Annotated in this window: 30 protein-coding genes; 11 read left to right on the top strand and 19 right to left on the bottom strand. The window is 67.1% G+C overall.

Features of this window, described 5'->3' with window-relative positions; translation table 11 throughout:
* The first annotated feature begins 45 nt into the window (after positions 1 to 45).
* The gene (locus NX02_RS24570) at positions 46 to 744 is read left to right on the top strand and encodes a pirin family protein (protein WP_025294817.1); all 699 of its coding nucleotides are present in this window, start codon (positions 46 to 48) and stop codon (positions 742 to 744) included.
* Positions 745 to 851: 107 nt separating this feature from the next.
* Positions 852 to 1,451, top strand: coding sequence for an NAD(P)H:quinone oxidoreductase (gene wrbA / locus NX02_RS24565; protein ID WP_025294816.1), 600 nt, complete (start codon positions 852 to 854; stop codon positions 1,449 to 1,451).
* A 75-nt stretch (positions 1,452 to 1,526) separates the two neighbouring features.
* Here the strand turns inward: wrbA and NX02_RS24560 are convergent, their stop codons facing one another.
* From NX02_RS24560 to NX02_RS24550, 3 genes are all read right to left on the bottom strand, one after another.
* Complete coding sequence (locus NX02_RS24560; protein ID WP_025294815.1) at positions 1,527 to 2,747, bottom strand: ATP-binding protein; 1,221 nt, start codon at positions 2,745 to 2,747, stop codon at positions 1,527 to 1,529.
* 103 nt (positions 2,748 to 2,850) lie between these two features.
* The gene (locus NX02_RS24555) at positions 2,851 to 4,467 is read right to left on the bottom strand and encodes an alkaline phosphatase D family protein (RefSeq protein WP_025294814.1); all 1,617 of its coding nucleotides are present in this window, start codon (positions 4,465 to 4,467) and stop codon (positions 2,851 to 2,853) included.
* Positions 4,464 to 5,261, bottom strand: coding sequence for a tryptophan 2,3-dioxygenase (locus tag NX02_RS24550; RefSeq protein WP_025294813.1), 798 nt, complete (start codon positions 5,259 to 5,261; stop codon positions 4,464 to 4,466). The genes NX02_RS24555 and NX02_RS24550 overlap by 4 nt, the downstream gene beginning before the upstream one ends.
* Positions 5,262 to 5,349: 88 nt before the next feature.
* Here NX02_RS24550 and NX02_RS24545 point away from each other — a divergent pair, with 88 nt between their 5' ends.
* The 5 genes from NX02_RS24545 to NX02_RS24525 all read left to right on the top strand — a co-directional run bounded on the left by NX02_RS24545 (position 5,350) and on the right by NX02_RS24525 (position 12,198).
* Positions 5,350 to 7,032: a dipeptidyl-peptidase 3 family protein gene (locus tag NX02_RS24545; RefSeq protein ID WP_025294812.1), complete on the top strand. Its 1,683-nt coding sequence runs from the start codon at positions 5,350 to 5,352 to the stop codon at positions 7,030 to 7,032.
* 103 nt (positions 7,033 to 7,135) lie between these two features.
* Entirely contained in the window at positions 7,136 to 8,218 is a 1,083-nt protein-coding gene (locus tag NX02_RS24540) for a type III polyketide synthase (protein WP_025294811.1), read from the top strand.
* On the top strand, positions 8,215 to 8,904 hold the full coding sequence (locus NX02_RS24535; protein ID WP_025294810.1) for a methyltransferase domain-containing protein: 690 nt from the start codon (positions 8,215 to 8,217) through the stop codon (positions 8,902 to 8,904). Before NX02_RS24540 ends, NX02_RS24535 begins: the two co-directional genes overlap by 4 nt.
* Positions 8,883 to 9,974: an NAD(P)/FAD-dependent oxidoreductase gene (locus NX02_RS24530; RefSeq protein ID WP_025294809.1), complete on the top strand. Its 1,092-nt coding sequence runs from the start codon at positions 8,883 to 8,885 to the stop codon at positions 9,972 to 9,974. Before NX02_RS24535 ends, NX02_RS24530 begins: the two co-directional genes overlap by 22 nt.
* 103 nt (positions 9,975 to 10,077) lie before the next feature.
* The gene (locus tag NX02_RS24525; protein ID WP_025294808.1) at positions 10,078 to 12,198 is read left to right on the top strand and encodes a transglycosylase domain-containing protein; all 2,121 of its coding nucleotides are present in this window, start codon (positions 10,078 to 10,080) and stop codon (positions 12,196 to 12,198) included.
* Here the strand turns inward: NX02_RS24525 and NX02_RS24520 are convergent.
* The 3 genes from NX02_RS24520 to NX02_RS24510 are packed head-to-tail and all read right to left on the bottom strand — an operon-like array spanning position 12,177 to position 13,957.
* Positions 12,177 to 12,908, bottom strand: a complete 732-nt coding sequence (locus NX02_RS24520; protein WP_025294807.1) for a M48 family metallopeptidase — start codon at positions 12,906 to 12,908, stop codon at positions 12,177 to 12,179. The two genes, NX02_RS24525 and NX02_RS24520, sit on opposite strands and share 22 nt — an antisense overlap.
* Positions 12,909 to 13,352 carry a YcgN family cysteine cluster protein gene (locus NX02_RS24515; protein ID WP_025294806.1) on the bottom strand — a complete coding sequence of 148 codons (444 nt, stop codon included), beginning with the start codon at positions 13,350 to 13,352 and terminating at the stop codon, positions 12,909 to 12,911.
* The gene (locus tag NX02_RS24510) at positions 13,349 to 13,957 is read right to left on the bottom strand and encodes an SCO family protein (protein WP_245648694.1); all 609 of its coding nucleotides are present in this window, start codon (positions 13,955 to 13,957) and stop codon (positions 13,349 to 13,351) included. The genes NX02_RS24515 and NX02_RS24510 overlap by 4 nt, the downstream gene beginning before the upstream one ends.
* Positions 13,958 to 14,038: 81 nt before the next feature.
* On the opposite strand from NX02_RS24510, the gene NX02_RS24505 reads away from it, so the two are divergent.
* Entirely contained in the window at positions 14,039 to 14,659 is a 621-nt protein-coding gene (locus NX02_RS24505; protein ID WP_039996820.1) for an ankyrin repeat domain-containing protein, read from the top strand.
* Between the two features lie 62 nt (positions 14,660 to 14,721).
* Here NX02_RS24505 and NX02_RS24500 read toward each other — a convergent pair whose 3' ends face one another.
* From NX02_RS24500 to NX02_RS24450, 11 genes are all read right to left on the bottom strand, one after another.
* On the bottom strand, positions 14,722 to 15,243 hold the full coding sequence (locus tag NX02_RS24500; protein WP_025294803.1) for an MmcB family DNA repair protein: 522 nt from the start codon (positions 15,241 to 15,243) through the stop codon (positions 14,722 to 14,724).
* 42 nt (positions 15,244 to 15,285) lie between these two features.
* Positions 15,286 to 15,894, bottom strand: a complete 609-nt coding sequence (locus NX02_RS24495; RefSeq protein WP_025294802.1) for a cell wall hydrolase — start codon at positions 15,892 to 15,894, stop codon at positions 15,286 to 15,288.
* Between the two features lie 153 nt (positions 15,895 to 16,047).
* The gene (locus NX02_RS24490; RefSeq protein WP_025294801.1) at positions 16,048 to 16,386 is read right to left on the bottom strand and encodes a DUF1491 family protein; all 339 of its coding nucleotides are present in this window, start codon (positions 16,384 to 16,386) and stop codon (positions 16,048 to 16,050) included.
* Positions 16,383 to 16,874, bottom strand: coding sequence for a PaaI family thioesterase (locus tag NX02_RS24485; RefSeq protein WP_025294800.1), 492 nt, complete (start codon positions 16,872 to 16,874; stop codon positions 16,383 to 16,385). The genes NX02_RS24490 and NX02_RS24485 overlap by 4 nt, the downstream gene beginning before the upstream one ends.
* Positions 16,861 to 17,328: a PTS sugar transporter subunit IIA gene (locus NX02_RS24480; protein ID WP_025294799.1), complete on the bottom strand. Its 468-nt coding sequence runs from the start codon at positions 17,326 to 17,328 to the stop codon at positions 16,861 to 16,863. Before NX02_RS24480 ends, NX02_RS24485 begins: the two co-directional genes overlap by 14 nt.
* Before the next feature lie 68 nt (positions 17,329 to 17,396).
* Complete coding sequence (gene hpf / locus NX02_RS24475; protein ID WP_025294798.1) at positions 17,397 to 17,972, bottom strand: ribosome hibernation-promoting factor, HPF/YfiA family; 576 nt, start codon at positions 17,970 to 17,972, stop codon at positions 17,397 to 17,399.
* 49 nt (positions 17,973 to 18,021) lie between these two features.
* Positions 18,022 to 18,726, bottom strand: a complete 705-nt coding sequence (gene dnaQ, locus NX02_RS24470; RefSeq protein WP_025294797.1) for a DNA polymerase III subunit epsilon — start codon at positions 18,724 to 18,726, stop codon at positions 18,022 to 18,024.
* 8 nt (positions 18,727 to 18,734) lie between these two features.
* A complete protein-coding gene (gene coaE, locus NX02_RS24465) occupies positions 18,735 to 19,328 on the bottom strand; it encodes a dephospho-CoA kinase (protein ID WP_025294796.1) in 594 nt (197 codons plus the stop codon).
* 21 nt (positions 19,329 to 19,349) lie between these two features.
* Positions 19,350 to 20,186, bottom strand: a complete 837-nt coding sequence (locus tag NX02_RS24460; protein ID WP_025294795.1) for a shikimate dehydrogenase family protein — start codon at positions 20,184 to 20,186, stop codon at positions 19,350 to 19,352.
* Positions 20,183 to 20,779: a Maf family protein gene (locus NX02_RS24455; RefSeq protein WP_025294794.1), complete on the bottom strand. Its 597-nt coding sequence runs from the start codon at positions 20,777 to 20,779 to the stop codon at positions 20,183 to 20,185. The genes NX02_RS24460 and NX02_RS24455 overlap by 4 nt, the downstream gene beginning before the upstream one ends.
* Positions 20,776 to 21,609, bottom strand: coding sequence for a pyruvate, water dikinase regulatory protein (locus NX02_RS24450; protein WP_025294793.1), 834 nt, complete (start codon positions 21,607 to 21,609; stop codon positions 20,776 to 20,778). The genes NX02_RS24455 and NX02_RS24450 overlap by 4 nt, the downstream gene beginning before the upstream one ends.
* 289 nt (positions 21,610 to 21,898) lie before the next feature.
* On the opposite strand from NX02_RS24450, the gene hemE reads away from it, so the two are divergent.
* The 3 genes from hemE to rho all read left to right on the top strand — a co-directional run bounded on the left by hemE (position 21,899) and on the right by rho (position 24,807).
* Entirely contained in the window at positions 21,899 to 22,954 is a 1,056-nt protein-coding gene (gene hemE / locus NX02_RS24445) for a uroporphyrinogen decarboxylase (RefSeq protein WP_039996817.1), read from the top strand.
* Positions 22,951 to 23,406 (top strand): CopD family protein, encoded by a 456-nt coding sequence (locus NX02_RS24440; RefSeq protein ID WP_025294791.1) that lies wholly within the window; start codon positions 22,951 to 22,953, stop codon positions 23,404 to 23,406. The genes hemE and NX02_RS24440 overlap by 4 nt, the downstream gene beginning before the upstream one ends.
* Positions 23,407 to 23,550: 144 nt before the next feature.
* Entirely contained in the window at positions 23,551 to 24,807 is a 1,257-nt protein-coding gene (gene rho / locus NX02_RS24435) for a transcription termination factor Rho (RefSeq protein ID WP_025294790.1), read from the top strand.
* Between the two features lie 73 nt (positions 24,808 to 24,880).
* Here the strand turns inward: rho and NX02_RS24430 are convergent, their stop codons facing one another.
* Together NX02_RS24430 and NX02_RS24425 are read right to left on the bottom strand one after the other, a co-directional pair.
* On the bottom strand, positions 24,881 to 25,579 hold the full coding sequence (locus NX02_RS24430; RefSeq protein WP_025294789.1) for a dienelactone hydrolase family protein: 699 nt from the start codon (positions 25,577 to 25,579) through the stop codon (positions 24,881 to 24,883).
* Complete coding sequence (locus tag NX02_RS24425; RefSeq protein ID WP_025294788.1) at positions 25,576 to 26,073, bottom strand: methylated-DNA--[protein]-cysteine S-methyltransferase; 498 nt, start codon at positions 26,071 to 26,073, stop codon at positions 25,576 to 25,578. The genes NX02_RS24430 and NX02_RS24425 overlap by 4 nt, the downstream gene beginning before the upstream one ends.
* Positions 26,074 to 26,108: the final 35 nt, after the last annotated feature.

Genomic DNA, 26,108 nt, shown 5'->3' with positions numbered 1-26,108 from the left:
TGCGGTCGAGGCGCGGAAGGCGCCCTCCTTCGAGGAGACCGAGTCATGATCGAACGCAGACCGTTTGCCGGCCTCGGCCATGCCGATCATGGCTGGCTGAACGCCACGCATCATTTCAGCTTCGCTGGCTATTACGAGCCGAGCCGGATGGGCTGGGGCGCGCTGCGCGTGTGGAACGACGACAGCATCGCCGCGAAGAACGGCTTCCCGCCGCACCCGCACAGCGACATGGAAATCATCACCTATGTCCGCGAGGGTGCGATCACCCATCAGGATTCGATGGGCAATGTCGGCCGCACCGCCGCGGGCGACGTGCAGGTGATGTCCGCAGGTTCCGGCGTGCGGCACGCCGAATATAATCTGGAGGACGAGACGACGACGCTGTTCCAGATCTGGATCGAACCCGCCGGTCGCGGCGGCGAGCCGAGCTGGGGGGCGCGTCCCTTCCCCAAAGGCGACCGCTCCGGCCGCTTCGTTACCCTCGCCAGCGGCTATGCCAATGATGAGGATGCGCTGCCGATCCGCGCCGAGGCGCGGGTGATGGCGGCGACGCTGAAGGCCGGCGAACAGGCGGTGCTCGAGGTCGACCCGAAGCGGCATCTGTATCTGGTGCCGGCCAGGGGAAGCATCACCGTGAACGGCGTTCGCCTCGAGGGCCGCGACGGCGCCGCGATCACCGATGTCGCAACGTTGGAGATCACCGGCATCGACGATGCCGAGGTCGTTCTGGTCGATGCGGTCTGACGCCCGTCCGTTCATACCTGCCGGGGCGCCGCACCTCCCCCTCCCCGAAGGCGCCCCCGATCGCCGCCGACCACCCCGTTAACCGCAATTGAAACAGGAGACTGACGATGGCCAAGGTTCTGGTGCTCTATTATTCGACCTACGGACATATCGAGACGATGGCGAACGCCATCGCCGAGGGCGCGCGCGCCGGTGGCGCGACGGTGGACGTCAAGCGCGTTCCCGAGACCGTGCCGGAGGAGTTCGCCCGCGCCAACCATTTCAAATATGATCAGGACGCGCCGGTCGCGACCGTCGCCGATCTGGAGCAGTACGACGCGATCATCGTCGGCACCGGCACCCGCTTCGGCCGCATCTCCAGCCAGATGGCGGCATTCCTCGACCAGGCCGGCGGGCTGTGGGCGCGCGGCGCGCTGAACGGCAAGGTGGGCGCGGCCTTCACCTCCACCGCCAGCCAGCACGGCGGGCAGGAGACCACGCTCTTCTCGATCATCACCAACCTGCTGCACTTCGGCATGACCATCGTCGGCCTCGACTATGGCTATCAGGCGCAGATGGGCGTCGATGTCGTCAAGGGCGGCGCCCCCTATGGCGCAACCACCATCGCGGCGGGCGACGGCAGCCGCCAGCCGAGCGAGGACGAACTGGGCGGTGCCCGCTACCTCGGCAAGCGCGTCGCCGAAACCGCGGCGAAGCTGTTCGGCTGACCGGGATCAGGACATCGGGCTCGGCGCAAGCCTAGTCCGATGTCGATCCTCGATCTGGGAAGGCCTGTTCCGGCGCTAACCCCAAAGCGATGAGATCGGTGCGGCTGCCAGCCTTTCGCCGAAAGGCACGATATCGGCCCCGTCATAGAGCATGACGCCATAGGCGAAGCGGTCGCCGCAAATCTCTGCGAGGGTCCGCAACCCGGCGAAGTCCGCCGACCTTACCGTCGCCGATGCCTTGACCTCGATTCCCACGATCATGCCATCGTCGCGTTCGAGAACGATATCCACCTCGCGCATTTGCGAATCGCGGAAATGGTAAAGCGTGAGCCCCAGATTCGACGCCGTGATGAGCTTTTCCACCTCGGCGAACACGAACGTCTCCAGAAGCGGTCCGAGAAGGGTCCGGTCGTCCCTCACCCGCGCGAATCCGAGATTGCGAACAGCGGCCAGCACGCCGGAATCAAGAAAGTGCAGCTTCGGTGTCTTCGCGATGCGCTTTATCGCGTTGGTAAACCAAGGCTGCACTGTCGATACGAGGAAGACGTGTTCGAGCAGCGCGACATAGCGCTGACCCGTTTTGTAGCTCACGCCAATGCTGGCGCCCAGTTGCGAGTAGTTGGCCAGCTGTCCCGAATGCTCTGCGAGGAAGCGAACGAAACGGGGGAGCTCGGTCATCTTCTCGATGTCGGCAATGTCTCTGAGATCACGGGTCAGGATCGAGTTCAGATAGGCACGCGCCCAATCCTGCCGCCGCCGCTCGCTCGTTCGAGCGATCGCCTCGGGGAAGCCGCCCTGCAGCACGAGAGCGATAAGATCGTCGCCAACCGACGCACCATGCGCTTTCCCCAGCTTCGCATCGAACAGGTGCTCGATGAAGCCGGTTGTCCGCCCTTCGATCTCGGCGCGCGCAAGCGGCAGAATCCGGATGGTCTCGATTCTTCCCGCCAAGCTGTCAGCCACGCGTGGCAAGGTCAGCACGTTGGCGGATCCGGTCAGCAGGAAACGACCGGGACGGTAATCATCGTCCACGGCTTTCTTGATCGCCAACAGCAGGTCAGGCACGCGCTGGATCTCATCGATGATCGCTTCGTCGAGACCACGAATGAACCCGGCGGGATCGGACCGGGCCGCCTCAAGCGCGGTTTGATCGTCGAGCGTGATGTAAGCGCGCCCTTTCTTACCCATCTTGCGGACGAGCGTGGTCTTCCCGGCCCGGCGCGGTCCGACGATCAGGACGACCGGTGTATCCGAAAGCGCATCTTCCACCCGCCGTTCAACGAATCGATCGTACATCGTTCACCGGGTAATTGGATCTCAAGGCCATGATAATTAGAAGTCCACGATCTGCAAATTAGAAATGGACACCTGGTGGTAGGGATCACCAGCTCGGTTCTTCCTATATCCCCTCGAGTCGCCGGCGGCCGGGCGAGACCCACAACGTCTTGCCCGGCACCGTCGTTCGGGAGCGTTCGGCGATCGTGTGCATGTTGATCCAGGTGCAGGATGCGCGGTCGGCGGTGAGTTCTACCGCCATGTAGCCGCGGTGCGCGAGGTCGGCCCAGCGCAGTTCGGGGCTGGCGCCGGCGAAGCTGCGGGCGACGGTGGCGGGGCCGATGGTGCGCGTCACCGTCTCATAGCCCGACGAGCTGACGCTGTGCCCGGCGAACTCGACGCCGGCGGGCCTTCCCTGCTGCGCGAGATCGAACGCCCAGCTGTTGTGGCTGTCCCCCGAGAGCACGACGAGATCCGCCTCCAGCGCCTGCGCCATGCCGAGCAGCCGCGCGCGAGCCTGCGGATAGCCGCCCCAGGCATCCATGTTGAATGGCATGCCGGCCGCGCCCAGCGCCATCCCCGCCGCCATCGACCCACGATAGAATGCCGGGGCATCGGCATCGAGCCAGCCGCCGGCATCGGCAGGCATCAGCAGATTGGCGACGATCGCCCCCGAGCCGAGCACCTGCCAGCGCCGCCCGGCCACGATCGATCCGCGCATGCGCGCCGCCAGCCAGGCTTCCTGTTCGGTGCCCATCATCGTCGCCGCCGGATCCATCCACGCGCCGTCGCGGAAACGGGCGAGCGCCCGGGGATCAGCGGTGGGCGGCGATGGCGGTCGCGAGCGCGCCGCGAGCCGCGTATCCGTGCGGTAAAGCGTTCCGAGCCCGCCGAGATCATAGCTGGCCCACGACAGTTCCGACACCGGCAGCCACTCGCGCCACGCCTGCATCGCCGCCGCCTTGCGCACGCTCCAATCGCCTTCGGACGCGTCATGATTCTGCGCGCCGCCCTCCCAACTGTCGTTGGCGGTCTCATGATCGTCCCACGAGGCGATCATCGGCAGCGCGGCGTGGAGCGCCTGGAGGTCGGGATCGGCACGGTAGCAGGCGTGGCGCAGGCGATAGTCGGCGAGCGCGATCGCCTCGCCCACCGGCTCCAGCGCGCGGCCGGGCAGCACATCCTTGGGATCGGGATAGAAGCCGCTGCGATACTCATAATAATAATCGCCGAGGTGCAGCGCGAAATCGAGGTCGCCGCGCGCCGCCGCATGGCCATAGGCGTTGAAATGGCCGAACGGCAGGTTGGCGCAGGAAAAGACCGCGAAGGCGACACGCCGGGCATCGTCTGCAGGCAAGGTCCGCGTCCGCCCCGCCGGCGAAACCGCGCCATCGCGGGCGACGAAGCGGTAATGATAGGCCGTGCCCGGCCGCAGCCCGGCGATGGTCGCCTTCGCCGTCCAGTCGCGCCACGCGCCGGTGCGGACCATGGCGGAACCGACGATGCGGCGGAAGCCGGCATCCTCGGCAATCTCGGCCGTCACGGTCGAGTCCTCGCCATCGGCCACATGGCGCGTCCACAACAGCACCGAGTCCGTACCCGGCTCTCCGCTGGCGACGCCATGGGTGAACCCCCGCGCCGCCATCACCGCCGCGACCGCCGGGCCGAGCCCGAGGCCGATCGCGCCGAGCCCGAAGCCGCCGATCGCGAGCAGCCGGCGGCGATCGATCCCCGCGATCACAGCAGGGTCCTGAGCGACCAGAGTTCGGGGAAGGCGCGCTTGGTGAGCGTCGACTGGAGATAGGGGACGCCCGCGGTGCCGCCGGTGCCGCGCTTGCCGCCGATGACGCGCGCCACCGTGAGCACATGCTTGTGCCGCCAGGTCGCCATCGCATCGTCCACGTCGACCAGCTTCTCGGCGAGCTGGTAGAGATCCCACCAGCGCTCGGGATCGCGATAGACCTCGGCCCAGCCGGCCTCGACCTCAGCGTCGGGCTGGTAGGCCTGCCGCCAGTCGCGCTCCAGCGCATGCGCAGGCACCGCGAAGCCATGCGCGGCGAGCTGCGCGATCGCATCATCCCACAGGCTCGGCACGTCGAGCGCCGCCGCCAGCGCGGCCTGCGCCTCCGGACGGTCTTCCTGATAGCGCAGATGCGCCGCGTCCTTGAGGCCGAGCAGGAATTCGACGGTGCGGAACTGGTCGGACTGGAAGCCCGAGCTGCCGCCGAGCACGCCGCGGAAGCGGGTATAGTCGCTGGGCGTCATCGTCGCGAGCACGTCCCAGCTCAGGGTCAGCACCGCCTGGATGCGCGAGACGCGCGCGAGGCTCTTATAGGCCTCGTGGAGAAGCCCTTTGCGAACCAGCGCCTTGGCGCGCCACAGTTCGGCGATGGTCTGCTTCAGCCACAGCTCCTTGGTCTGGTGGATGATGATGAAGAGCATCTCATCATCTTCCGACGAGATCGGGCGCTGCGCATCGAGCAGCGTATCGAGCGCGAGATAGCGCGCATAGGTCATGTCGGCCGGATCGTTCATGCGCCGAGCCTAGCGCGGCTTCCCCTTGGCGGACCAGCCGGTTAGGCTGGCCTTCAACCGCACCTTACCAGCCGAGACCCCTCACTCGATGCGCAAAACCCTGATCGCCGCCCTGCTGCTTGCAACCACCGCCGCCTGTTCCGGCAGCAGCGATACGAACCAGACCGAGACGATGACCATCACCCCCACCGACCGCTATGATATCGCTGCGCAGCGCGCGAAGATCGCGCGGATCGACATGACGGCCGACACCGCCTTTCTCAGCGACGAGGAGAAGAAGGTCGTCAACCTGCTCATCAAGGCATCCGACCTGATGAGCCAGATCTATCTGCGCCAGGCCTATGCCGCCAATCCGGAGGTACGCGCGCAGATCGCGGCGATGCCTGCCGGTCCGAAGCGCGATGTGCTGCTCGACATGTTCGACCTGCATTTCGGCCCGTGGGATACGCTGGACGAGGATCATCCCTTCTTCGGCCGCACGCAGCGCCCGGCGGGCGCGGGCTTCTACCCCGCCGACCTCACCCGCGCGCAGTTCGACGCCTATCTGGCCAGGCATCCCGACGAAAAGGCGGCGCTGACCGATCCCTATACGGTGGTGAAGCGCGAGGGCGACCGGCTGGTCGCGGTGCCCTATTCGGTCGCCTATCGCGAATGGCTGGAGCCGGCGGCGAAGCTGCTCGAAGACGCCGCGGCGACCACCACCAACCCCAGCCTCAAGCGCTTCCTGAGCCTGCGCGCCAAGGCATTCGGCACCAACGACTATTACGAGTCCGAGCTGGCGTGGATGGACCTCAGCGGCACGCCGATCGAGATCGCGATCGGACCCTATGAGGTCTATACCGACAAACTCTATGGCGCGAAGACCGCGTTCGAGAGCTTCCTGACGATCAAGAATCCGCAGGAGAGCGCCGCCCTCGACAAGTACAAGCGCTACCTGCGCGACATGGAAGCGAACCTGCCGGTCGAGGAGCGCTTCAAGAATTTCAAGCGCGGCTTCGCTTCGCCGATCGTGGTCGCCGAGCAGATCCGCGGCGGCGGCGACAATGTGCCGGGCGTGCAGACGGTGGCGTTCAACCTGCCCAATGACGAGCGGGTGCGCGAAGCGAAGGGTGCGAAGAAGGTGATCCTGGCCAATGTGCTGGGCGCCAAGTTCGATCGCATCCTGCAGCCGATGGCGTCCAAGGTGCTGGTGGGCGATCAGGCCGGGCTGGTCGTGAAGAAATATATGGAAGCGGAAACGCTGTTCCACGAACTGTCGCACAGCCTCGGGCCGGGCTCGATCACGGTCGACGGCCGGAAGACCACGGTCAGCGCCGAGCTGAAAGAACTCAATTCGGCGCTGGAAGAGGGCAAGGCCGACATCATGGGGGTGTGGAACATCCTGTTCATGATGGAAAAGGGCGAGATGCCAGCGGCCGAGGAGCCGCAGCTCTGGGCGACCTATTTCGCCGGCATCTTCCGCGCCGTTCGCTTCGGCATCGACGAGGCGCACGGGCAGGGCGCGGCGATGCAATACGCCTATCTGAAGGAGAAGGGCGCGTTCGTTTGGGACGAGGGCGCGCAGCGCTATCGCATCGACAATGCGAAGATGCGTGCCGGGCTGCGCGATCTGATCGCCGACGTCGTGCGGCTGCAGGGAACCGGCGATTATGCCGGCACCAAGGCGTTCCTCGCGCGTTATGCCAAGCTGGACGAGAATGCAGAAACGGTGATCGATGGGCTGAATGGCATCCCGGTGGACATCCAGCCCAAATATCCGTCGGGCATCTGAACCGGTGCGGACGCGGCAGACCTGGCTTCGCCGCGCTGCAGCACCTTCCCAACGCCACGCGACTGCGCCATCGTCGCATCGCCTTCTCTGACGAAAGCTTCGCGTGCCCGTTCCTGCGTCCGCCTGCATCAACGCCATCGGCACCGCGGTGCCCGACCATGACATTCATCATGCCTTCGTCGACTGGGCGTTGCCGCGGCTGAGCGATCCGCGCGAGCGCAGACTGTTCTCGCGCATGGTCGATCGTTCGGGGATCGCGCATCGCTGGTCGGTGCTGCCGCGCACTGCCGCGGGCGGATCCCCGGTCGCACCCGGCGGTTTCTACGACCATGCGACCTTGCCGCCGACATCCGAGCGCATGTCGCTCTACGGCGAGTCGGCACCGGAGCTCGCCTGCACCGCGATCGCCAGGCTGGGGGAACAGGTGACGCTGGGGCGGATCAGCCATCTGATCGTGGCGAGTTGCACCGGGTTCGTGGCCCCGGGCATCGACCAGATCATCGCGCGCCGGCTGGGGCTCGACCCCGGGGTCGAGCGGCTGCTGATCGGCTTCATGGGCTGCTACGCCGCGATCACCGCGCTGCGCACCGCGCGCCATATCGTCCGGTCGCAGCCCGATGCGCGGGTGCTGGTGGTCTGCGTCGAGCTGTCGACGCTCCACCTCCAGCCGCACGACGCGCTGGAGCCGTTGCTCGCCATGCTCCAGTTCGGCGATGGCGCCGCGGCGGCGCTGGTCACCGCCGAACCGGAGGGCATCGCGATCGGACCGTCCTTCTCCGCCACCCTGCCCGATTCGCAGGGGCTGATCGGCTGGTGGATCGGTGACCAGGGCTTCATCATGCATCTGTCGGGCGAGGTGCCGAGCCGTATCCAGGAGGCGCTGCGCGATCCCGGCTTCCGCCACGCCGTGACCGCGGGCGGCGATGTCGGCGCGATCGAGCGCTGGGCGGTGCACGCAGGCGGGCGGTCGATCCTCGACGCGGTGGAGAACGGGCTGGACCTCGCGCCGGAGGCGTTGGCCGCCTCACGCGGCGTTCTCGCGGACAATGGCAACATGTCGTCGGCGACATTGATGTTCGTGCTCGCGCGGATGCTCGGCGGCAGGACGCCCCCGGAGAGCGGCGTCGCGATGGCGTTCGGCCCCGGCCTTGCCGCCGAGGGCTTCGGCTTTGGCCGCGCGCGATGAGCGGGCTCGCCGAGCGTGCCATCGCCGAGGAGCGGATGGATGCGCCGGACCTCGATCCGGCGGTCTATGCTGCGGTGCTGACCGACCTCGGCAAGGTCAACCGCATGGTCATGACGGCGCGGCCGACATTGGCCTTCCTCGCGCGCGCGACACGCGGGCGGACGCGCTTCTCCCTGCTCGATGTCGGCTTCGGCGATGGCGGCATGCTGCGAACGATCGCGCGCTGGGCCGCCAAGCGCGGCATCGAGGCGGACCTGCACGGCGTCGACCTGAACGCCAACAGCGTCGCCGTCGCGCAGGCGGCATCGGCGGGTTATGCGATCGACTATCATGCCGGCGACTATGCCGACCGGCCCGACGCCGACTTCATCATCTCAAGCCTGGTCGCGCATCACATGACGCACAGTCAGCTCGTCGCATTCGTTGCACATATGGAACGACATGCGACCGCGGGCTGGTTCGTCAATGATTTGCTGCGCAGCAATTTCGCCCACCGCTTCTTCCCGCTGCTCGCCCGGGCGATGCGCTGGCACGAGATCGTGCGCGCCGACGGGCAGCTTTCGATCGCCCGCTCCTACCGGCCTGGCGAATGGCCGCCGATCCTGGCTGAGGCCGGGGTCGCACCGGGCGCGGCCCGCATTCTCAAGCCCTTTCCGTTCCGGCTGTGCGTCGAACGGCTGCACTGATCGCGGGCGCCGGCCCGGCCGGCAGCGTCGCCGCGATCGCGCTGGCGCGCGCCGGCGCGCGGCCGCTGCTGATCGAGCGCCAGCGCGAAACCGGCGATCCGCTGTGCGGGGGTTTCCTGAGCTGGCGGACGATCGACCGGTTGGCGGGGCTCGGCATCGACACCGACGCGCTGGGCGGCACGACCATCCGTTCGGTGCGCCTGTTCGCCGGCGGGCGCAGCGCCGAAAGCCGGCTGCCGGGCGCCGCAATGGGCGTTTCGCGCCACCGGCTCGATTCCGCGCTTCTCGCCGAGGCCCGCCGCGCAGGCGCGGGCGTGGAACTCGGCTGCGCGATTCGGGAGGCGGCAGGAACGACGCTGCGGCTGGCGGATGGCGCGACGATCGCGGGCGCGTCGCTGTTTCTCGCCACCGGCAAGCATGAACTGCGTGGCCATGGCCGCAACACGCCGGGTGACGGCGACCCATGGCTGGGCCTGCGCATCCGCCTGCCCGCCACGCCCCGGCTCGAGCGGCTGGTGGGCGACGCCGTGGAGCTGCACCTGTTCGACCGCGGCTATGCCGGGCTCGTCCGTCAGGAGGATGGCGGCGGCAATCTGTGCCTGGCGCTGCACAAGTCGCTGCTCGTCGAGACCGGCGGCGGCCCGGCGGCGCTGTTCGCGCATCTGGCCCAGGCGTTGCCCGACCTGGCCGATCGCATCGCCGGCGCGCCCACCGATCATCCGGATGCCGTCGCAGCCGTGCCCTATGGCTGGCGCGCGCAGTTCGGCGTGGCCGGGCTGTTCCGGCTGGGCGACCAGGCGGCGGTGATCCCGTCCTTGGCCGGGGAAGGCATCGACATCGCGCTCGCCAGCGGCAGCGCGGCGGCGGCGGCATGGATGCAGGGCGGCGCTGCCGAGGCCGTGACCTACCAGCGGCGTTTCTCGGCATCGCTGCGCCGGCCGCTCGCCGTGGCCGATTGGCTCAAGCAATTGTGCGAACGGCCGGGACTGGCGGCACCGGGGGTCGCGCTGATGCACGCCGTCCCCGCGCTCGCCGGGTTGTTCGCGCGGGCGACGCGGGTGGCGGCTTGACGCATCGATCGACGAAACCGCCCATATTGCCGGCCGATCCGAAGCGTTGTTCGTCGCTGACGGCTTGTGAGGCGGCGGCTTAGCGCGTAACCAGCGGCGATCCATGGCAGCCACGCGCAAACCCGCTTCGAAACGCCCGTGGCGCACGGGCGTCCTCCGTCTCCTCAAGATCGCACTCGTCGCGGCGCTGATCGGCATCGTCGCGCTGGTCGTTGCGGTGGGCATCGCGATGTCGACGCTGCCGAGCTATTCGCAGCTCAAATCGTCGCCCAACGGCCAGATGATCCGGGTGCGCGCGTCCGACGGCACCGTTCTGGTCTCGCTCGGGCCCAGCTTCGGCCAATGGCTGACCTATGACGACATTCCTCCGGTGATGATCGATGCGATGGTCGCGGTGGAGGATCGGCGGTTCCGCAGCCATCCGGGCGTCGACCCGATCGGCATCGCGCGTTCTTCCTATGTGCGGCTGCAGCGCGGCGCCTGGGCGCAGGGCGGATCGACGATCACCCAGCAGCTCGCCCGCAACGTCTTCCTCACCAACACCAAGACCTTCGGCCGCAAGGGCCGGGAGATGATCCTGGCGCTGGCGATGGAGCGCAAGTTCAGCAAGGACCAGATCCTCGAACTGTATCTGAACAAGGTCTATTTCGGTGGCGGCGCCTATGGCATCGACGCCGCCGCCCGCAAATTCTTCGGCCACCCCGCGACGACGCTGTCGCTGGAGGAATCCGCAATCATCGCCGGCCTGGTGAAGGCGCCGTCGCACTATTCGCCCACCGCCGACACCGAAGCCGCGGTCGGCCGCGCGCAGGTGGTGCTGGACGTGATGCGCGATGCCGGTGCGATCACCGCCGAGCAGGCGGCCGCCGCGCAGCCCGGATCGGTGAAATTCGCGCCCGAACCCAAGTCCAACAGCGTCCGCTATTTCACCGACTGGGCACTGCCGCAGCTCGACACGCTGATCAGCGAGCGCAAGGAACCGCTGGAAGTCTGGACGACGCTGGACCTGGGCATGCAGCGCGCCGCCGACGCGGCGATCCGCGCCAACGTGCCGGGTGGCGCGCAGGGTGCGCTCGTCGCGCTCGACCGCGACGGATCGGTCCGCGCGATGGTGGGCGGCACCGACTATGTGAATTCGATCTACAACCGCGCGACGCAATCCCAGCGGCAGCCCGGATCGGCATTCAAGCTGTTCGTCTATCTGGCGGCGCTGGAGGCGGGCTACACCCCCGACAGCGAGGTGGTGGACGAGCCGGTGACGATCAACGGCTGGAGCCCGCGCAACAGTTCCGGCCGCTATTCGGGCAAGATCACGCTGCGCACCGCCTTCGCCTATTCGATCAACACCGTTGCGGCGAAGATCGGCGTCGATGTCGGCACCGCGACGATCGCTGAGGTCGCGCGCCGCTTCGGCATCGGCACCCCGCTCAATACCCAGCCCTCAATGGTGCTCGGGACCGCCGACGTACGGCTGATCGACATGACGCGCGCCTTCGCCTCGGTCTCGGCCAAGGGCGTCGCGGTCACGCCGTTCGGGATCACCAAGGTGACCACAGCCGACCGCAGCGTGCTCTACGAGCATCGCACCGACACCTCGCGCGTGCTGGTGGCACCTGCAGTCGCGGCGCAGATGACCGATCTGATGCAGACCGCGGTCGCGACCGGCACCGGTCGCGCCGCGCAGATCGGCCGGCCGGTCGCGGGCAAGACGGGTACGACGAGCTCGAACAAGGATGGCTGGTTCCTCGGCTTTTCCAGCGGCATCACCACCGGCGTGTGGATGGGCCGCGACGACGCCAAGCCCGTCGGTGGCCTGCAGGGCGGGCGGGCTCCGGCCGCGGCGTTCCATGACTTCATGGCGAGCGCCGTTGCCAACCGCCCGGTCGAGCGGTTCGACACCGAGGTGACCCTGCCCGAATGGCAGCTGGAACCTGACGAGGAGGCCTATTTCGGCAATCCAGACATGGGTGCGCCGGCCGACGATAATGGCATGCCGGGCGACCCCGCGTCGCCGCCCGGGGACGGCATGGGCATGCCGGACGAGACGGAAGAAGGGGAGGAGCCTCCCGAACGGATCGATCGCGACTGGGTCGACCGGATGACCCGCAGCCGACCGACCGACCGTGAGAACGACCGGGATCGGGAAAGGGACCGCGAGCGGCCCGCGCCGTCATCGACGCGACTGCCGCCGCCCACCAGGATTCAGGATCGCCCCAACCCGTGAAGCGCCGCGCCGTGACGGCGCAGCCATTCACGCGCGGGTTTCGGATCCGCGCCGAACAGCGATGCCGCCAGCGCGTGGAAGGCACGCGAATGATCCATGTGGACGCGGTGCGCGACCTCATGCGCGACGGTGGCCTTCCATACGAAATCGGGCGCCAGCAGCAGGCGCCAGCTGTAGCGGATGTTGCCGTTCGACGCGCAGCTTCCCCAGCGTGACCGCGGGTCGCCGACACCGACCATCGCGACCGACACGCCGGCGCGCGCGGCGACCGCGCGCGTTTCTTCCTCCAGCAACCGCTTCGCTTCGGTGCGGATCCAGCGCAGCACGCGCAGTTCGAGCGTGTCGATGGAACCCCCGACGAGGATCCGATCACCCGCCAGCCGCGGCATCCTCGGATGATCGGCCGACCAGTCGACCAGCAATTCGGCACCGCGCCACGGAATCGAGCCGCCCGCCACGATCGGCACGCCATCGGTCACCTTGCCGAGCTGCCGTTCGATCCAGCCGCGCTTGGTTTCCACCCAGCCGAGCGCATGGCCCAGCCCGGCGCGCGTCGGCAGCACCAGCCGCACCGAACCGTCGCGCGGATCGACGCTGAGCTTCATCGATCGCGCGCGCGCGTTGCGAACCACCGTCAACGGGCGCGGCGGGCTGCCGAAGGTGGGCAGCGCGGGGTCGGCCGCCTGCGCCCGACCGAACAGCCGCAGCACCTAGAGATCCCGCTCGATCACATGGTTTTCGAGGTCGCCGACATCATCCTCGGACACCGTCCAGCCGCGCACCGACATGCCGGCGCGATGCACCGATTCGGGATCGCCACTGATCAGATGATGCCAGTCGGCCAGCGGCTTGCCCTCGTCGACGAGGCGATAGGCGCAGGTGGCCGGCAGCCAGTCGATCTGGCGCAGCTTCACCGGCGTCAGCCGCACGCATTCGGGCACATAGGCGTGGCGGCGCCGATAGTCGGAGCAGCGGGCGTTGCGGCGATCGAGCAGGCGGCAGGCAACGTTGGTGGGATGGAGTTCCCCGGTATCCTCATCCTCCAGCTTGTGCAGGCAGCATTTGCCGCAGCCGTCGCACAGCGATTCCCATTCGTCGCGGCTCAGCGCGGCGAGGGGCTTTTCCTCCCAGAAGCGGCGCGACGGCGCGCTCATTTCACCCAGCGTGTGAGTTCGCCCGCGAAGTCCTGCGGCGTGCGGCCCGGTTCGGTCGGCATCAACGCGATCGGCGCGCCGTCGGGCGCCATGAGATAGACCTGGTTGCCATGGTTCATCATATAGGCGTCGCCCGCGCCTTCGCCACGGCTGTAGGGCACGCCATAGGCCCGCGCGATCGCCGCGATCTCCGCCGCGCTGCCGGTGAGCCCGATCAGCCGCGGATGGAAGTCCGCAAGATAGGTCTTGAGCCGCGCGGGCGTGTCGCGCGCCGGATCGATGGTGACGAACACCGGCTGCACCTTTGCGGCCAGCGCGGGCGCCTTGGCCTCGAACGCCTTCAGCCCGGCGGTGATCAGCGCCAGGTCGGTGGGGCAGACATCGGGGCAATAGCTGTAGCCGAAGTACATGATGCGATATTTGCCGGCGAGCGCCTGATCGGTCATGCGCTTGCCGTTCTGATCGGTCAGCGCGAACGGGCCACCGATCCGTGCACCTGCAAGCGGCGCTTCGGACGAGGGGCCGCAGCCGGAGAGGACGAGCGGCGCGAGCAGGAGTGCGAGCGCTGCGGCGGGACCGCGAAGGTTTCGAAGGGCAATGTTCATTTCCGGGCCAGCCATGCTCTGCTATCGTTCAATCGACAAGATAACCCCTCTCGCTTCCAGAAACAGGGATCTACCGACGAAATGAAGCCGACCCGCATGTCGACCGGCCGAACCATCCTGCTGGCCGCGGCCGCTGCGCTGTTCGTGGCGCCCGCGGCTGCACCGGCACAGCGCTTTTCCGACAGCTATAATTTCCTCAAGGCCGTGAAGGATCGTGACGGCACCGAGGCGACCAAGCTGATCGAGCAGCCCGGCACCACCATCATCGACGCGCGCGACCGCGAGAGCGGGGAGACCGCGCTGCATATCGTCGTCAAGCGCCGGGACAATGCCTGGTTGTCCTTCCTGCTCGGCAAGGGCGCGCGCCCGGACATCAAGGACAATGACGGCAACACGCCGCTGATGGCCGCCGCGCAGCTCCGCTATGTCGACGGTGCGCAGTTGCTGATTGCCCGCAAGGCGCGCGTCAACCTGGCGAACAACAGCGGCGAGACGCCGCTCATCCGCGCCGTCCAGCTGGGCGACACCAACATGGTGCGCGTACTGGTCGAGGCCGGCGCCGACCCCAACCAGCGTGACCTGCTTGCGGGCATGTCGGCGCGGGAATACGCGCAACGCGACCAGCGTTTGACCAGCATCCTGCGCGAGCTGGACGCCGCCAAGCCACAGGCGAACAAGCCGATGCAGGGCCCCAAATTCTAAGATCGCACGCCTGAGATCAGCCGCCGCCCGCTCCGGCGCCAGCTCCGGCGGGGGCGGCGCCGTCAGGCGAAACCGCCCAGTTCGGGATCGATCCCCGCCATCCAGCGATGCGCCGCACGGCGGGCGAAGCGCAATGTTTCAGCACGGCGGCGGGCGGGCGGCATCGCCACCGTCGTCGCATCCCGCAGCATCGCGCCGTCATAGCGATCCGCGACGATCAGGCCTGCAAGACCGGGCAGAAAGGCTTCGGTCTCGAACGGGGCGAGATCGAAGCCCGGCGGCACCGCCCAGAAGAAGCGGTCGCAATAGTCGAGATAATCGCGCCATTTGAGGTCGCCGAGCAGATCCGCGCGGCTGACCTTGATCTCGACGATGGTGATGCCGCCCCTGGCATCGATCGCCATCAGATCGGCACGACGGCCATTGGCCAGCGGCACTTCGGCGATCGCGAACAGATCATGCCGGTGGAACAGCCGGCAGACGCCGCGTGCGACATCTGCCGCGCAGATCGCCGCCTTTGCAGGATCCGCGCATGCGGAAGCGGTGTCGACGGGCGCGGTTGCCATGTCGCCAGGATAGAACATTGACGGAACACCGCAAGAGCCGGCGTGCCACGCCGGGCCGGTTCAGCGGTAGAAGATGTGGTTGCCGACCCGGGCGAGGCGCTGCAGCCGCCAGCGCGGCGCGATCCGGCTGGCATGGAAGAACAACGCCTTGCCGACACTGCTGGCCCACTGACCGCCCAATGCGATCTGCGCGACGGCGACGGCGCGGCGCCATTGATCGCTCTCGCGGCGGATCGGCGGCATCGCGCCGCCACGGACGAACGAGAATTGCGACGGCTGGAAGACGACCCCGCACAGCGAGGCGGGGAAGCGGCCGGAGGCGGCGCGATTGCGGATCACCTCCGCGACGGCAAGCTGGCCGTCAAGCGGCTCACCGCGCGATTCGAAATAGATCGCGCCGGCAAGGCATTCGGTTTCCGCATCGAGCGCCGCGGGCATCACGTGCGACGCGACCAGGGTGGCGAGCGAAGCGGCCGTCGGCGCGAACGCGTTGCCGAGGAAGATGCGCGGCGATGGCGCAACGATCTGCAACCGCTGCATGATTCCGAAGCCGTTGGCCTCCGGAGCAGCCGCCTCCGCCATGGCGGGGCTCGAGAAGCCGGCAAGGCTTGCGGCGAACGCGCAGGCGAAAAGCATCGCGCGCGCGACGAATTGGAACGAAAAAGTCATGCACCCCGATCGTCAAGGCGGCGGAACGATCGGATGCCGAAACAGGGCGATCCGTTCGCTTCGCCGTCTGCGTCGCCGCCCGGATCTTATTCGCCCGGCTGCGCGGCCCCGCTATCAAGCTCGCAGTCTGGTTCTCCGGCGGACCGGGTCAAGTCAAGTTTCACCGGTCATTTCAGCGGCGAAGCGTTCGGGCTCGGCGATGTCCAGTTCGACCAGCCACAGATCGGGGTCGCGCGCGCGGCGTCGATCGAGATAATCGCCAAGCGCGCTTCCTTCATCGAGGGCAGGGCCGCAGCGCGCCCAGCGATACCGGCCAAGATGATCGAGCTGCCGCTCGATCAAGGCAACGAAGCGGCCACGCTCGACGCATTGCAGCAGCACCGCACCCGCGCCATCGTCGCCATGCCGGAGCACCATCGCGTGCCCGCCTTCGGCATGCGCGCGGCGGACGAGCGCGCCGACCAGCATCCGGCTGGTCAGCCGCGCGCTCATGACTGTGCCGCGCGAACGTAACCGGGGAGCGCGGCGAGCGCGATCTGCGATCGCATGAAGGTGCCCGTGCCGCGCGCGACCTCTTCGCCATCCTGATCGATCAGCCGCGCATCGCCCACATAGACGCGGCGGCGGCCGCTGACCCAGCGCCCCTCGGCGATCACCGGCCCGGCGCGCAGCGGGCGGGTGAGAAGCAGGTTGAATTGCGTCGTCAGCAGGAAACGATCGGTGACCAGGCTGTTGCAGGCATAGAAGGCGGCATCGTCGAGCATCTTGAAATAGACGGTGCCGTGCGCCGCGCCCGCGGCGTGGAACACGCGTTCGTCGATGTCGAACAGGATCCGCGCCAGCCCGGTGCCGGTGATTTCCAGCCGCGACGGGAAAAGCCGGTTGATCGCGGCCGCGGCATAGAGCGATTCGAGTGCACGATAATGCGCCGCGGCCCCGACCGGTGCGCTGCCCGATCCCGTGCCCTCAGGCGGCGTCACGCGTTCCCACACCGGTCAGCAACGCGTAGATCGCATCGGTCGACGAGGCGCCGCGCAGCTTGGCGACGAACGTCCGGTCACGCAGGAGGCGACTGACCCGCGCCAGCGCCTTGAGATGGTCCGCGCCGGCATCGGGCGGCGACAGCAGCATGAAGATGAGATCGACGGGCATATCGTCGATCGCCTGAAACTCGATCGGCTCGGCGAGTCGCGCGAAGACGCCGACCACATGGTCCAGGCCATCGATCTTGCCGTGCGGGATGGCGACGCCGCCGCCGAACCCCGTCGAACCGAGTCGCTCACGCTCGGTGAGCCTGTCGATCACCCGTCGCTGCTCGATACCGAACTCGCGTTCGGAAATCTGGCCGAGTTGCTGGAACAGGCTCTTCTTGTTGCTCACCGCGAGCGCGGACTCGACGGCGCCGGGCACGAGCATATCGTTGAAATCGGTCATCGTCGTTCCGGTTGGGCGGGTATGCGATGCACACCCGCCTCAGTCAGTCCCCCCCAGGACGCGCCGATTCAGCCGGCGCGGTTCGGCTCGACCCATCCGATCGTGCCGTCGCCGCGCCGATACACCATATTGTAGGTCCCGGTACCCGAATTCTTGAACAGTAGCGCGTTGGTATGGCGGAGATCGAGCATCATCACCGCATCGGACACGCTCGCATCGGGCACGTCGACGCGGGTTTCGGCGATGACCGGCGGATTGTCGGCCACTTCCTCTTCCTGCTCCACGGTCTCCGCGAAGAGCGTGTATCCGGCATCGACCGGGATCTCGCCCGCACTCGCACTGCCGTTGCGCGCCTTCAGGCGGCGCATATAGCGGCGAAGCTGCGTCTCGATCTTGTCGGCAGCGCCGTCGAACGCGGGATGCGCCTCTCCCCCCATCGACGAGGATTTGAGAATGACACCCTGCATCACGTGGGCGACGATGTCGCAGACGAAGCGCGCGTCATGCGGGCCCTTGCCGAACGTCACGTTGGCCGAAATGGCCCGCGCGAAATATTTGTCGGCGATACCCTGCAGGCGTTCCCCGACATGCGCCTTGAGCGCGTCGCCAGTCTCGACCTGATGACCGGAAATACGGATATCCATTCGCTTCTCCACTACTAACGGCATACACATGGGTATGCCGAAGGGAGCGTCAACCGGACGCCCCGGTGACCGTCCAGAGCGGATCGGTCAATTTCGCGATGAAGGCTTGATGGCGCGCCAGTTCCGCTTCGGACGCGGCATGCGGGCGCGGTGCGCGCTGCCGCCGTCCTCCGATCGGTTCATGGTGCATCACCGCCTCCGCCACGAGCGTGCTCTCGTCGGCGGCCAGCATCAGGCCGATCTGGCGGCCCCCGGTCAGCTCGACGTAGATCTGGGCAAGAAGCTGGGCGTCGAGCAACGCGCCATGCTTGACGCGATGGCTGCGGTCGATGCCGAAGCGGACGCACAACGCGTCCAGGCTGTGCTTGGCGCCGGGATGGCGCGTACGCGCCATCGTCAGCGTATCGATCATGCGCGCGTTGCCGATGTGCAGCCGGCCGCAATTGCCCAGCTCATTGTTGAGGAAGGCAAAGTCGAAGACGGCATTGTGCGCCACCAGCGGACTGTCTTCGAGGAAATCGAGCAGATCCTCGCAGATATCCTCGAACAGCGGCTTGTCCGCCAGGAACGCCTCGGAAAGGCCGTGCACCGCCTGCGCCTCGGGCGGCATCGAGCGTTCGGGGTTGCAGTAGCTGTGGAAGACGCGGCCGGTTTCGACCCTGTTCACCAGCTCGACGCAGCCGATCTCGACGAGGCGGTCGCCAGTCTGGGGATTGAGACCCGTGGTTTCGGTGTCGAAGACAATTTCACGCATTGGTCACATTATCGTCGCTGCGATGCCTTGAGGCAAGCGATGACGCGGCGGACCGCCGCCCGTGTCGCATCGAAAGTGCCGCCGGTGGGCACGACGAAATCGGCGCGCCGCCGCTTTTGCGCGTCGGGCAGTTGCAGCCGCAGGATGCGCCGGAATTTCTCCGTCGTCATGCTGCGCCGGGCAAGCACGCGGCGCCGCTGCTTCCAGGCCGGCGCGGAGGCGACGACGATCGCATCGACCCGCGCGGCACCGCGCTTTTCGAACAGCAGCGGAATATCGAGCAGCACCATCGGCCGCGACCGGTGACGGCGCAGGAAATCGCGACGCGCGGCAGCAACGGCGGGGAGGACGATTCGTTCGAGATCGGCCAGCGCCGCGGGATCGCCGAACACCGCCTTGCCAACCGCCTGGCGATCGAGCCCGGCGGGCCCCGTCGTCCCCGGAAAGCGCGACTCGATGGCGGCGAGCAGGACGCCGCCAGGGCCCTGCAGCCGGCGCACTTCGGCGTCGGCATCGAACACCGGCACCCCCGCATCGGCGAACATCGCCGCGACTGCCGATTTGCCCATGCCGATCGACCCTGTCAGCCCGATCACGATCATGGACCGGCGCGTAGCCGAAGATCAGGGCTCCGTCAGCACTGCGCGCAGCGCGCGGTTGTTTTCGGGATCGCTGGGCGGTTCGACGCCGTAGAACTGGCGGAAGGCCTGCCGCGCCTGCCCGATCAGCATCTCCAACCCGTCGACGGCACGGCGTTTGTGCCGGCGGGCATGGGCGAGAAGAGCGGTATCGAGCGGATCATAGACCATGTCGAACACGGTCGCCTCGGGCAAAGTCGCGTCCATCGCCTGCAGGATCGGCATCGGCATCCCGGGCTGCCCCGCCATTCCCAGCGGGCTGGCGTTGATCACCAGTGCGGCATCCTCCAGCGCCGCGCGGGCTCCGGCGAAATCATGGATCGTCGTCGGCAGCGCGCAATCCTCCAGCAGTTCCGACGCCTTGGCCCGATCGCGGGCAATGACGCGAAGGCCTGTGACCTCCTGGCTGCGCAACACCGCCACCGCCGCGCGCGCGGCCCCGCCGGCACCGATCAGGCACACCGTCTTCTCGCGCGCGGCGCGGCCGATCGCCGCCTGCACGCCGGCAACGTCGCTGTTCATGCCGATCAGCGCGCCGTCCTCACGATAGACGATGTTGACCGCACCGACCGCCTCGGCCGACGGCATGGCGCGGTCGACCAGCCGGAACATATCCTGCTTGTGCGGGATCGTGACGTTGCAGCCGAGCCAGGCATGGTCGCGAAAGGCGAGGCGCAGATAGGAGGATAGTCCACCGCGGGCGACCCGGCGGCGGCGATAGTCGCCCTCGATGCCGAGCTGATTCAACCAATAACGATGGATGACCGGTGATTTCGACTGGGCGATCGGATCCCCGATCACTTCAGCGTAGTGCACGGTCATGTCGCGATGATCCCCCTCGTTCTCAGATAGTCCAGCAATGGCAGCAGCGGCATCCCGATGATCGTGAACTGACTGCCCTCGATCCGCGAGAAGAGCTGCACGCCGCGGCCTTCGATACGGTAACAACCGACACATCCGGCTGCATGTGCATATTCCGCATCCAGATAGGCCTCGATGAACATCGGCCCGAGCGGACGCATGGTGAGCTTCGCGCGATCGACGAACCGCCACACCGCGCGGCCATTCTCGGCGATCACCGCGGCGCTGAACAGGCTGTGGGTGCGCCCAGAGAGCAGGCCGAGTTGCGCGGCCGCGGCGGCGCGGTCCTTCGGCTTGTCGAGCATCGTACCGTCGTCGAGGGCCAGCACCTGGTCGCAGCCGAGCACCAGCGCACCGGGAATGCGCTGCGACAGTCTGAGCGCCTTCAGCTCGGCGAGCGCATCGGCGAGGTCGCGGGGCGCGATGCCCTCCGCGCGCAGCGAGTCCTTGGCGGTTTCCTCGTCGGCGCCCGCCGCCATCGCCTCGTGCGGCACGCCCGCCGCCTCCAGCATCGCCCGCCGACCGGCGCTTTGCGATGCGAGCACCAAGGTCAAGTCCGTCCTCCCTCGCGCATCGAACTGGTGCGCTCATTGTAGAGATTGATGATCGCCGCCGCGGTCTCCTCGATCGAACGGCGCGTCACGTCGATGACCGGCCAGCCATTATCCGCATAGATGCGCCGTGCGAAGGCCACTTCGCGCTGCACCGCCTCATGATCGACATAGTCGGTCTCGGGCGCCTGATTCAGCGAGAGCAGCCGGTTGCGCCGCACCTGCACCAGCCGGTCGGCGCTGGTGGTGAGCCCGACGACCAATGGATTCCTGAGCGCGTAGAGCAGAGCCGGGGGCGGCGAGGCGGGAACGATCGGGATGTTGGCGGTCTTGTAGCCGCGATTGGCGAGGTAGATCGCAGTCGGCGTCTTCGAGCAGCGCGAGACGCCCGCCAGCAGGATGTCCGCTTCCTCCCAATTCTCCCAGCCGACGCCATCGTCATGCGCGATCGTGAACTGGATCGCATCGACCCGCGCGAAATAGGCGGCATCCAGCGTGTGCTGGCGGCCCGGGCGCGCCTTCGCCTCCTGCCCCAGCAGGCTCGACAACGCATCGATTACCGGATCGAGCGCCGGCACCGCCGGGAGCCCCAGCGCGCGGCAGCGCGTCTCCAGCTTGCGGCGGGTGTCGCTGTTGACCAGCGTATAAAGCACGAGCCCAGGGTTCTGCGCGACTTCCACGAGGATGCGCTCGAGATGCCCTTCGGAGCGCACCATCGGCCAGAAATGGCGGATCGTCTCGACCCCGTCGAACTGGGCGAGCGCTGCCTTGGCGATGTTTTCCAGTGTCTCGCCGGTCGAATCCGACAGCAAGTGGAGGTGAAGCCGCGTCATGTGCGCAAGGCTGTGGGTAAGTGCCGGAGATTGGCAAGGATAAATGCGGCCGCCGGGCTGCCCACCGATTCCGTCCCCGCTCTTGTCGATTCCGTCCACAGCTTACCAACAGCGCGCCGGATTCATCCACAGGCTGTGGGTTGCGGGGATTATGAGCGCGACTCTGTGCGAGTCAGCGCGCCGCCAGGAGTCAATCTGTTGGCAATATCGCGGATCGCGCATAAACCCCGTTAATCCCACGCCAACTACACCTTCAATTTCTCTCTCAAAGAGACTCTTAGGAAGAAGGATGGAGCCGATTCTCGCGCTCGACGAGTCCACCGACCGTCCCCTGCTCGCGGTCCTCCGCGGCGAACGACGCACCCCGCCCCCGGTCTGGCTGATGCGTCAGGCCGGCCGCTATCTGCCCGAATATCGTGCTCTGAGGGCCGAGAAGGGCGGATTCCTCGAACTGATGAGCGACAGCGACGCCGCTGCCGAAATCACGCTGCAGCCGTTGCGGCGCTTCGGATTCGACGGCGCCATCCTGTTTTCGGACATCCTGGTGATTCCGCACGCGCTCGGGCAGGATCTCTGGTTCGAGGCCGGCGAAGGACCGCGCCTGGCGCCGCCGCTGGTCGACAGCAGCCTCGACGCGCTCACCGCCGTCCCTGAGCGGCTGGCACCCGTCTATGGCACCGTCGCACGTGTGCGTGCGGCATTGCCCGCCGGAGTCACCTTCCTGGGCTTTGCCGGCAGCCCCTGGACGGTCTCCACCTATATGGTTGCCGGGCGGGGGAGCCGCGACCAGGGCGAGGCGCGCCGTCTTGCCTATGGCGACCCGTCGGCGTTCCAGGCGATCGTCGATGCGATCGTCGATGCCACGTGCGACTATCTCAGCGGCCAGATCGAGGCGGGGGTCGATGCGGTGCAGCTGTTCGACAGCTGGGCTGGGAGCCTGTCTCCGGCGCAGTTCGAGCGCTGGGTGATCGCACCGACCGCTACGCTCGTCTCCCGCCTGCGCACGCGCCATCCCGGAGTGCCGATCATCGGCTTTCCGAAGGGTGCGGGCGGCAAGCTCGCGGCCTATGCCCGAGAGACGGGCGTCGACGCGATCGGCATCGACGAGACGGTCGATCCCGAATGGGCGAACGCGATGTTGCCCGAGGGGCTGCCGGTGCAGGGCAATCTCGACCCGCTGGCGCTGATCGCGGGCGGCGAAACGCTGGAACGGGCGACGCACCGCATCCTTGACGCCTTCGCCGGCCGCCCCCACATCTTCAACCTCGGCCACGGCATCCTGCCCGACGCGCCGATCGCGCATGTCGAGCAATTGCTGACGATCGTTCGGGGGCAGCGCCGATGACCGGCTTTCTTGGGCTTGCTTATCCCTGGGTCAAGGCGGCCCACATCATCTTCGTGATCTTCTGGATGGCGGGAATGTTCATCCTGCCGCGCTATCTGGTCCATCATCAGGAAGCGCTGGGGGAGCCGGCCGAGGCGAAGAAGTGGGTCGAGCGCGAGGCGCGGCTGCGGCGGGTGATCCTCACGCCCGCCCTCGCCCTCGTCTGGCTGCTCGGCATCGTGCTGGCGCTCAACGTCGGCCTGGTCGACGGTGCGGCGGGGCTGGGCTGGCTCCACGCCAAGCTGCTGCTGGTCTTCCTGCTTTCGGGCTATCACGGCTGGGCGGTAGGCTATTCGCGGAAGCTGGCGGCGGGGAGGCCGAGCTTGTCGGCGCGCAACCTGCGGATCCTGAACGAGGTCCCGGCGCTCGCGGTGTCGTTGATCGTCGTTCTGGCGGTTGTCCGTCCCTTCTGAACCCGAGTCGGCTTGACTTGAGTCGACGGCGGGCCTAACGGCGCGGGACAGCCTTTGCCGTCCGCGCAAAAGACGCTTTTCCTCAATATTCGCGCTCGCGGCTCCCTGGATCGACAGACCGCTTTCCGACGGACAGATTTTCCGATGCACCTCAAAGACCTCAAGAAGAAAACCCCCGCCGAGCTGGTCGAGATGGCCGAAGACCTCGGCGTCGAGAGCGCATCGACCCTGCGCAAGCAGGATCTGATGTTCGCGATCCTCAAGGTGCAGGCCGAGAATGGCGAGCAGATCATGGGTCTGGGCACCATCGAGGTGCTGCCCGATGGCTTCGGCTTCCTGCGCAGCCCCGAGGCGAACTATCTCGCTGGCCCCGACGACATCTATGTCTCGCCCAACCAGGTCCGCAAGTTCGGCCTGCGCACCGGTGACACGGTGGAAGGCGAGATCCGCGGGCCGAAGGATGGCGAACGCTATTTCTCGCTGGTGCGGCTTGTCTCGGTCAATTTCGACGATCCCGATGCCGTCCGCCACCGCGTCAATTTCGACAATCTCACGCCGCTCTATCCGGAAGAGAAGCTCCGGCTCGATACGCTCGACCCCACCGTCAAGGACAAGTCGGCGCGCGTCATCGACATCGTCAGCCCGCAGGGCAAGGGCCAGCGCGCGCTGATCGTCGCGCCGCCCCGCGTCGGCAAGACCGTGCTGCTCCAGAACATCGCCAAGGCGATCACGGACAACCATCCCGAAGTCTTCCTGATCGTGCTGCTCATCGACGAGCGCCCCGAGGAAGTCACCGACATGCAGCGTTCGGTGAAGGGGGAGGTGATCAGTTCCACCTTCGACGAGCCCGCGCAGCGCCATGTGCAGGTTGCCGAGATGGTCATCGAGAAGGCCAAGCGCCTCGTCGAGCACAAGAAGGATGTCGTCATCCTGCTCGACTCGATCACCCGCCTCGGCCGCGCCTACAACACCGTCGTCCCCTCGTCGGGCAAGGTGCTGACCGGCGGTGTCGACGCTAACGCGCTGCAGCGCCCCAAGCGCTTCTTCGGCGCCGCGCGCAACATCGAGGAAGGCGGCTCGCTCTCGATCATCGCCACCGCGCTGATCGATACCGGCAGCCGGATGGACGAGGTGATCTTCGAAGAGTTCAAGGGCACCGGCAACTCCGAAATCGTGCTCGACCGCAAGGTTGCGGACAAGCGCATCTTCCCGGCGCTGGATGTCGGCAAGTCCGGCACCCGCAAGGAAGAGCTGCTCGTCGACAAGGGCAAGCTCTCCAAGATGTGGGTGCTGCGCCGCATCCTGATGCAGATGGGCACCATCGACGCGATGGAATTCCTGCTCGACAAGATGAAGGACTCCAAGACCAACGAGGACTTCTTCGACTCGATGAATCAGTAATTCGGAATATTGGATAAGAAAAGGCCCGGTTCTTCCAGTAAAGAGGCGGGCCTTTCTTTTTGATCGCTGTCAGTTAGCCAATCGTGCTTGCGAAGAATGCCGCCGTCCGGCGATCCGCCAGCTCCGCAGCTGCTTCGTCACGACGGTCGCCCATCTCGGTCGCGAAGCCATGATCGAGGCCGTCATAGGTCAGGATTTCGACCTTGGGCTGATCCGCCAGCCCCTCGCGCATCGCCTTCTGTGCCTCTGCGTTGACGAAGCGATCGGCGCCGGCGACGTGCAGCAACAGCGGATGCGCGATCGCGTGGCGCTCGCCCAGGAGTGCGTCGATACCGACGCCATAATAGCCGACCGAGGCTTCGATGTCGGTGCGCGCCGCGGTCATATAGGCAAGGCGGCCGCCGAGGCAGTAGCCGACGCAGCCGACCTTTCTGCCGCCGCTCGCCGCACGCGCGAAGCGGATCGTGGCTTCGATATCGGAGATGCCCTTCGCCTGGTCGAACAGGCCGTACAGTTCGAAGCCGCGCTGCATCTGCTCCGGCACATCCGGGTCGAGCTCGATGCCCGGTTCGATCCGCCAGAACAGGTCGGGCGCGACCGCAAGATAGCCTTCGGCGGCGAGCTTGTCGCACTTCTGGCGGATACCCGTGTTCACGCCGAAGATCTCCTGAATCACGATGATCGCCGCGCGCGGCCCACCCTCCGGCTGCGCGACATAGGCGTTGAAGCTGCCTTCGCCATCGAGAGGCGTGATCGTATCGGTTTGGCTCATTGGAACATCCTCGCTTGTGGGTCGGGGGATTCATGGTCGAGCAGCCAGCGCTTGGTTGCGGGGCCGTCACCGGCCGAATAGGCGCCGAGTTGGCCGCCGTGGCCGAGCACGCGATGGCAGGGAACAATGATGGGGAAGGGGTTCCGGGCGCAGGCCTGGCCGATCGCGCGCGGCGCCGATCCCGCGCTTCGCGCAAGCGCGCCATAACTCATCGTTTCGCCATAGGCGATGCCGACGATCGCATCGCGCAGCGCGAGGCCACGTGGCGTGGCCGCGGGCGCGAGAGGCAGATCGAAGTCAGTCAGCGTGCCGGCGAAATAGGCTGCGAGCTGTGCGGCGGCTTCCGCCACCGCTTTCGGAAGAGCGTCGGCTGTGGGTGTCGACACGCCTCGCAGCGGCACGATGCGGATGCCGGCGAGCCGATGATCGTCGCCTTCGATCAGGATTGTGCCGATCGGCGTTGCGATATGAGCGGGTTCAAGGGCATAGACCATCGATGCACAGGGTAGCAGCGCACTGGGCCGGCTTG

Source organism: Sphingomonas sanxanigenens DSM 19645 = NX02 (genome assembly GCF_000512205.2).
GTDB lineage: Bacteria > Pseudomonadota > Alphaproteobacteria > Sphingomonadales > Sphingomonadaceae > Sphingomonas_D > Sphingomonas_D sanxanigenens.
This window is presented reverse-complemented; position numbering and strand designations above follow the sequence as displayed.

What these genes read in the sequence shown, in the direction of transcription:
- NX02_RS24560 (WP_025294815.1), bottom strand. Translation starts at nt 2,747, where the DNA reads ATGTACGATCGATTCGTTGAACGGCGGGTGGAAGATGCGCTTTCGGAT.
- NX02_RS24505 (WP_039996820.1), top strand. Translation starts at nt 14,039, where the DNA reads ATGAAGCCGACCCGCATGTCGACCGGCCGAACCATCCTGCTGGCCGCG.
- NX02_RS24490 (WP_025294801.1), bottom strand. Translation starts at nt 16,386, where the DNA reads ATGAGCGCGCGGCTGACCAGCCGGATGCTGGTCGGCGCGCTCGTCCGC.
- wrbA (WP_025294816.1), top strand. Translation starts at nt 852, where the DNA reads ATGGCCAAGGTTCTGGTGCTCTATTATTCGACCTACGGACATATCGAG.
- hemE (WP_039996817.1), top strand. Translation starts at nt 21,899, where the DNA reads ATGGAGCCGATTCTCGCGCTCGACGAGTCCACCGACCGTCCCCTGCTC.
- NX02_RS24425 (WP_025294788.1), bottom strand. Translation starts at nt 26,073, where the DNA reads ATGGTCTATGCCCTTGAACCCGCTCATATCGCAACGCCGATCGGCACA.
- dnaQ (WP_025294797.1), bottom strand. Translation starts at nt 18,726, where the DNA reads ATGCGTGAAATTGTCTTCGACACCGAAACCACGGGTCTCAATCCCCAG.
- NX02_RS24515 (WP_025294806.1), bottom strand. Translation starts at nt 13,352, where the DNA reads ATGAGCGCGCCGTCGCGCCGCTTCTGGGAGGAAAAGCCCCTCGCCGCG.
- rho (WP_025294790.1), top strand. Translation starts at nt 23,551, where the DNA reads ATGCACCTCAAAGACCTCAAGAAGAAAACCCCCGCCGAGCTGGTCGAG.
- NX02_RS24495 (WP_025294802.1), bottom strand. Translation starts at nt 15,894, where the DNA reads ATGACTTTTTCGTTCCAATTCGTCGCGCGCGCGATGCTTTTCGCCTGC.
- coaE (WP_025294796.1), bottom strand. Translation starts at nt 19,328, where the DNA reads ATGATCGTGATCGGGCTGACAGGGTCGATCGGCATGGGCAAATCGGCA.
- NX02_RS24500 (WP_025294803.1), bottom strand. Translation starts at nt 15,243, where the DNA reads ATGTTCTATCCTGGCGACATGGCAACCGCGCCCGTCGACACCGCTTCC.
- NX02_RS24510 (WP_245648694.1), bottom strand. Translation starts at nt 13,957, where the DNA reads ATGAACATTGCCCTTCGAAACCTTCGCGGTCCCGCCGCAGCGCTCGCA.
- NX02_RS24460 (WP_025294795.1), bottom strand. Translation starts at nt 20,186, where the DNA reads ATGACCGTGCACTACGCTGAAGTGATCGGGGATCCGATCGCCCAGTCG.
- NX02_RS24545 (WP_025294812.1), top strand. Translation starts at nt 5,350, where the DNA reads ATGCGCAAAACCCTGATCGCCGCCCTGCTGCTTGCAACCACCGCCGCC.
- NX02_RS24550 (WP_025294813.1), bottom strand. Translation starts at nt 5,261, where the DNA reads ATGAACGATCCGGCCGACATGACCTATGCGCGCTATCTCGCGCTCGAT.
- NX02_RS24570 (WP_025294817.1), top strand. Translation starts at nt 46, where the DNA reads ATGATCGAACGCAGACCGTTTGCCGGCCTCGGCCATGCCGATCATGGC.
- NX02_RS24480 (WP_025294799.1), bottom strand. Translation starts at nt 17,328, where the DNA reads ATGACCGATTTCAACGATATGCTCGTGCCCGGCGCCGTCGAGTCCGCG.
- NX02_RS24450 (WP_025294793.1), bottom strand. Translation starts at nt 21,609, where the DNA reads ATGACGCGGCTTCACCTCCACTTGCTGTCGGATTCGACCGGCGAGACA.
- hpf (WP_025294798.1), bottom strand. Translation starts at nt 17,972, where the DNA reads ATGGATATCCGTATTTCCGGTCATCAGGTCGAGACTGGCGACGCGCTC.
- NX02_RS24440 (WP_025294791.1), top strand. Translation starts at nt 22,951, where the DNA reads ATGACCGGCTTTCTTGGGCTTGCTTATCCCTGGGTCAAGGCGGCCCAC.
- NX02_RS24525 (WP_025294808.1), top strand. Translation starts at nt 10,078, where the DNA reads ATGGCAGCCACGCGCAAACCCGCTTCGAAACGCCCGTGGCGCACGGGC.
- NX02_RS24535 (WP_025294810.1), top strand. Translation starts at nt 8,215, where the DNA reads ATGAGCGGGCTCGCCGAGCGTGCCATCGCCGAGGAGCGGATGGATGCG.
- NX02_RS24430 (WP_025294789.1), bottom strand. Translation starts at nt 25,579, where the DNA reads ATGAGCCAAACCGATACGATCACGCCTCTCGATGGCGAAGGCAGCTTC.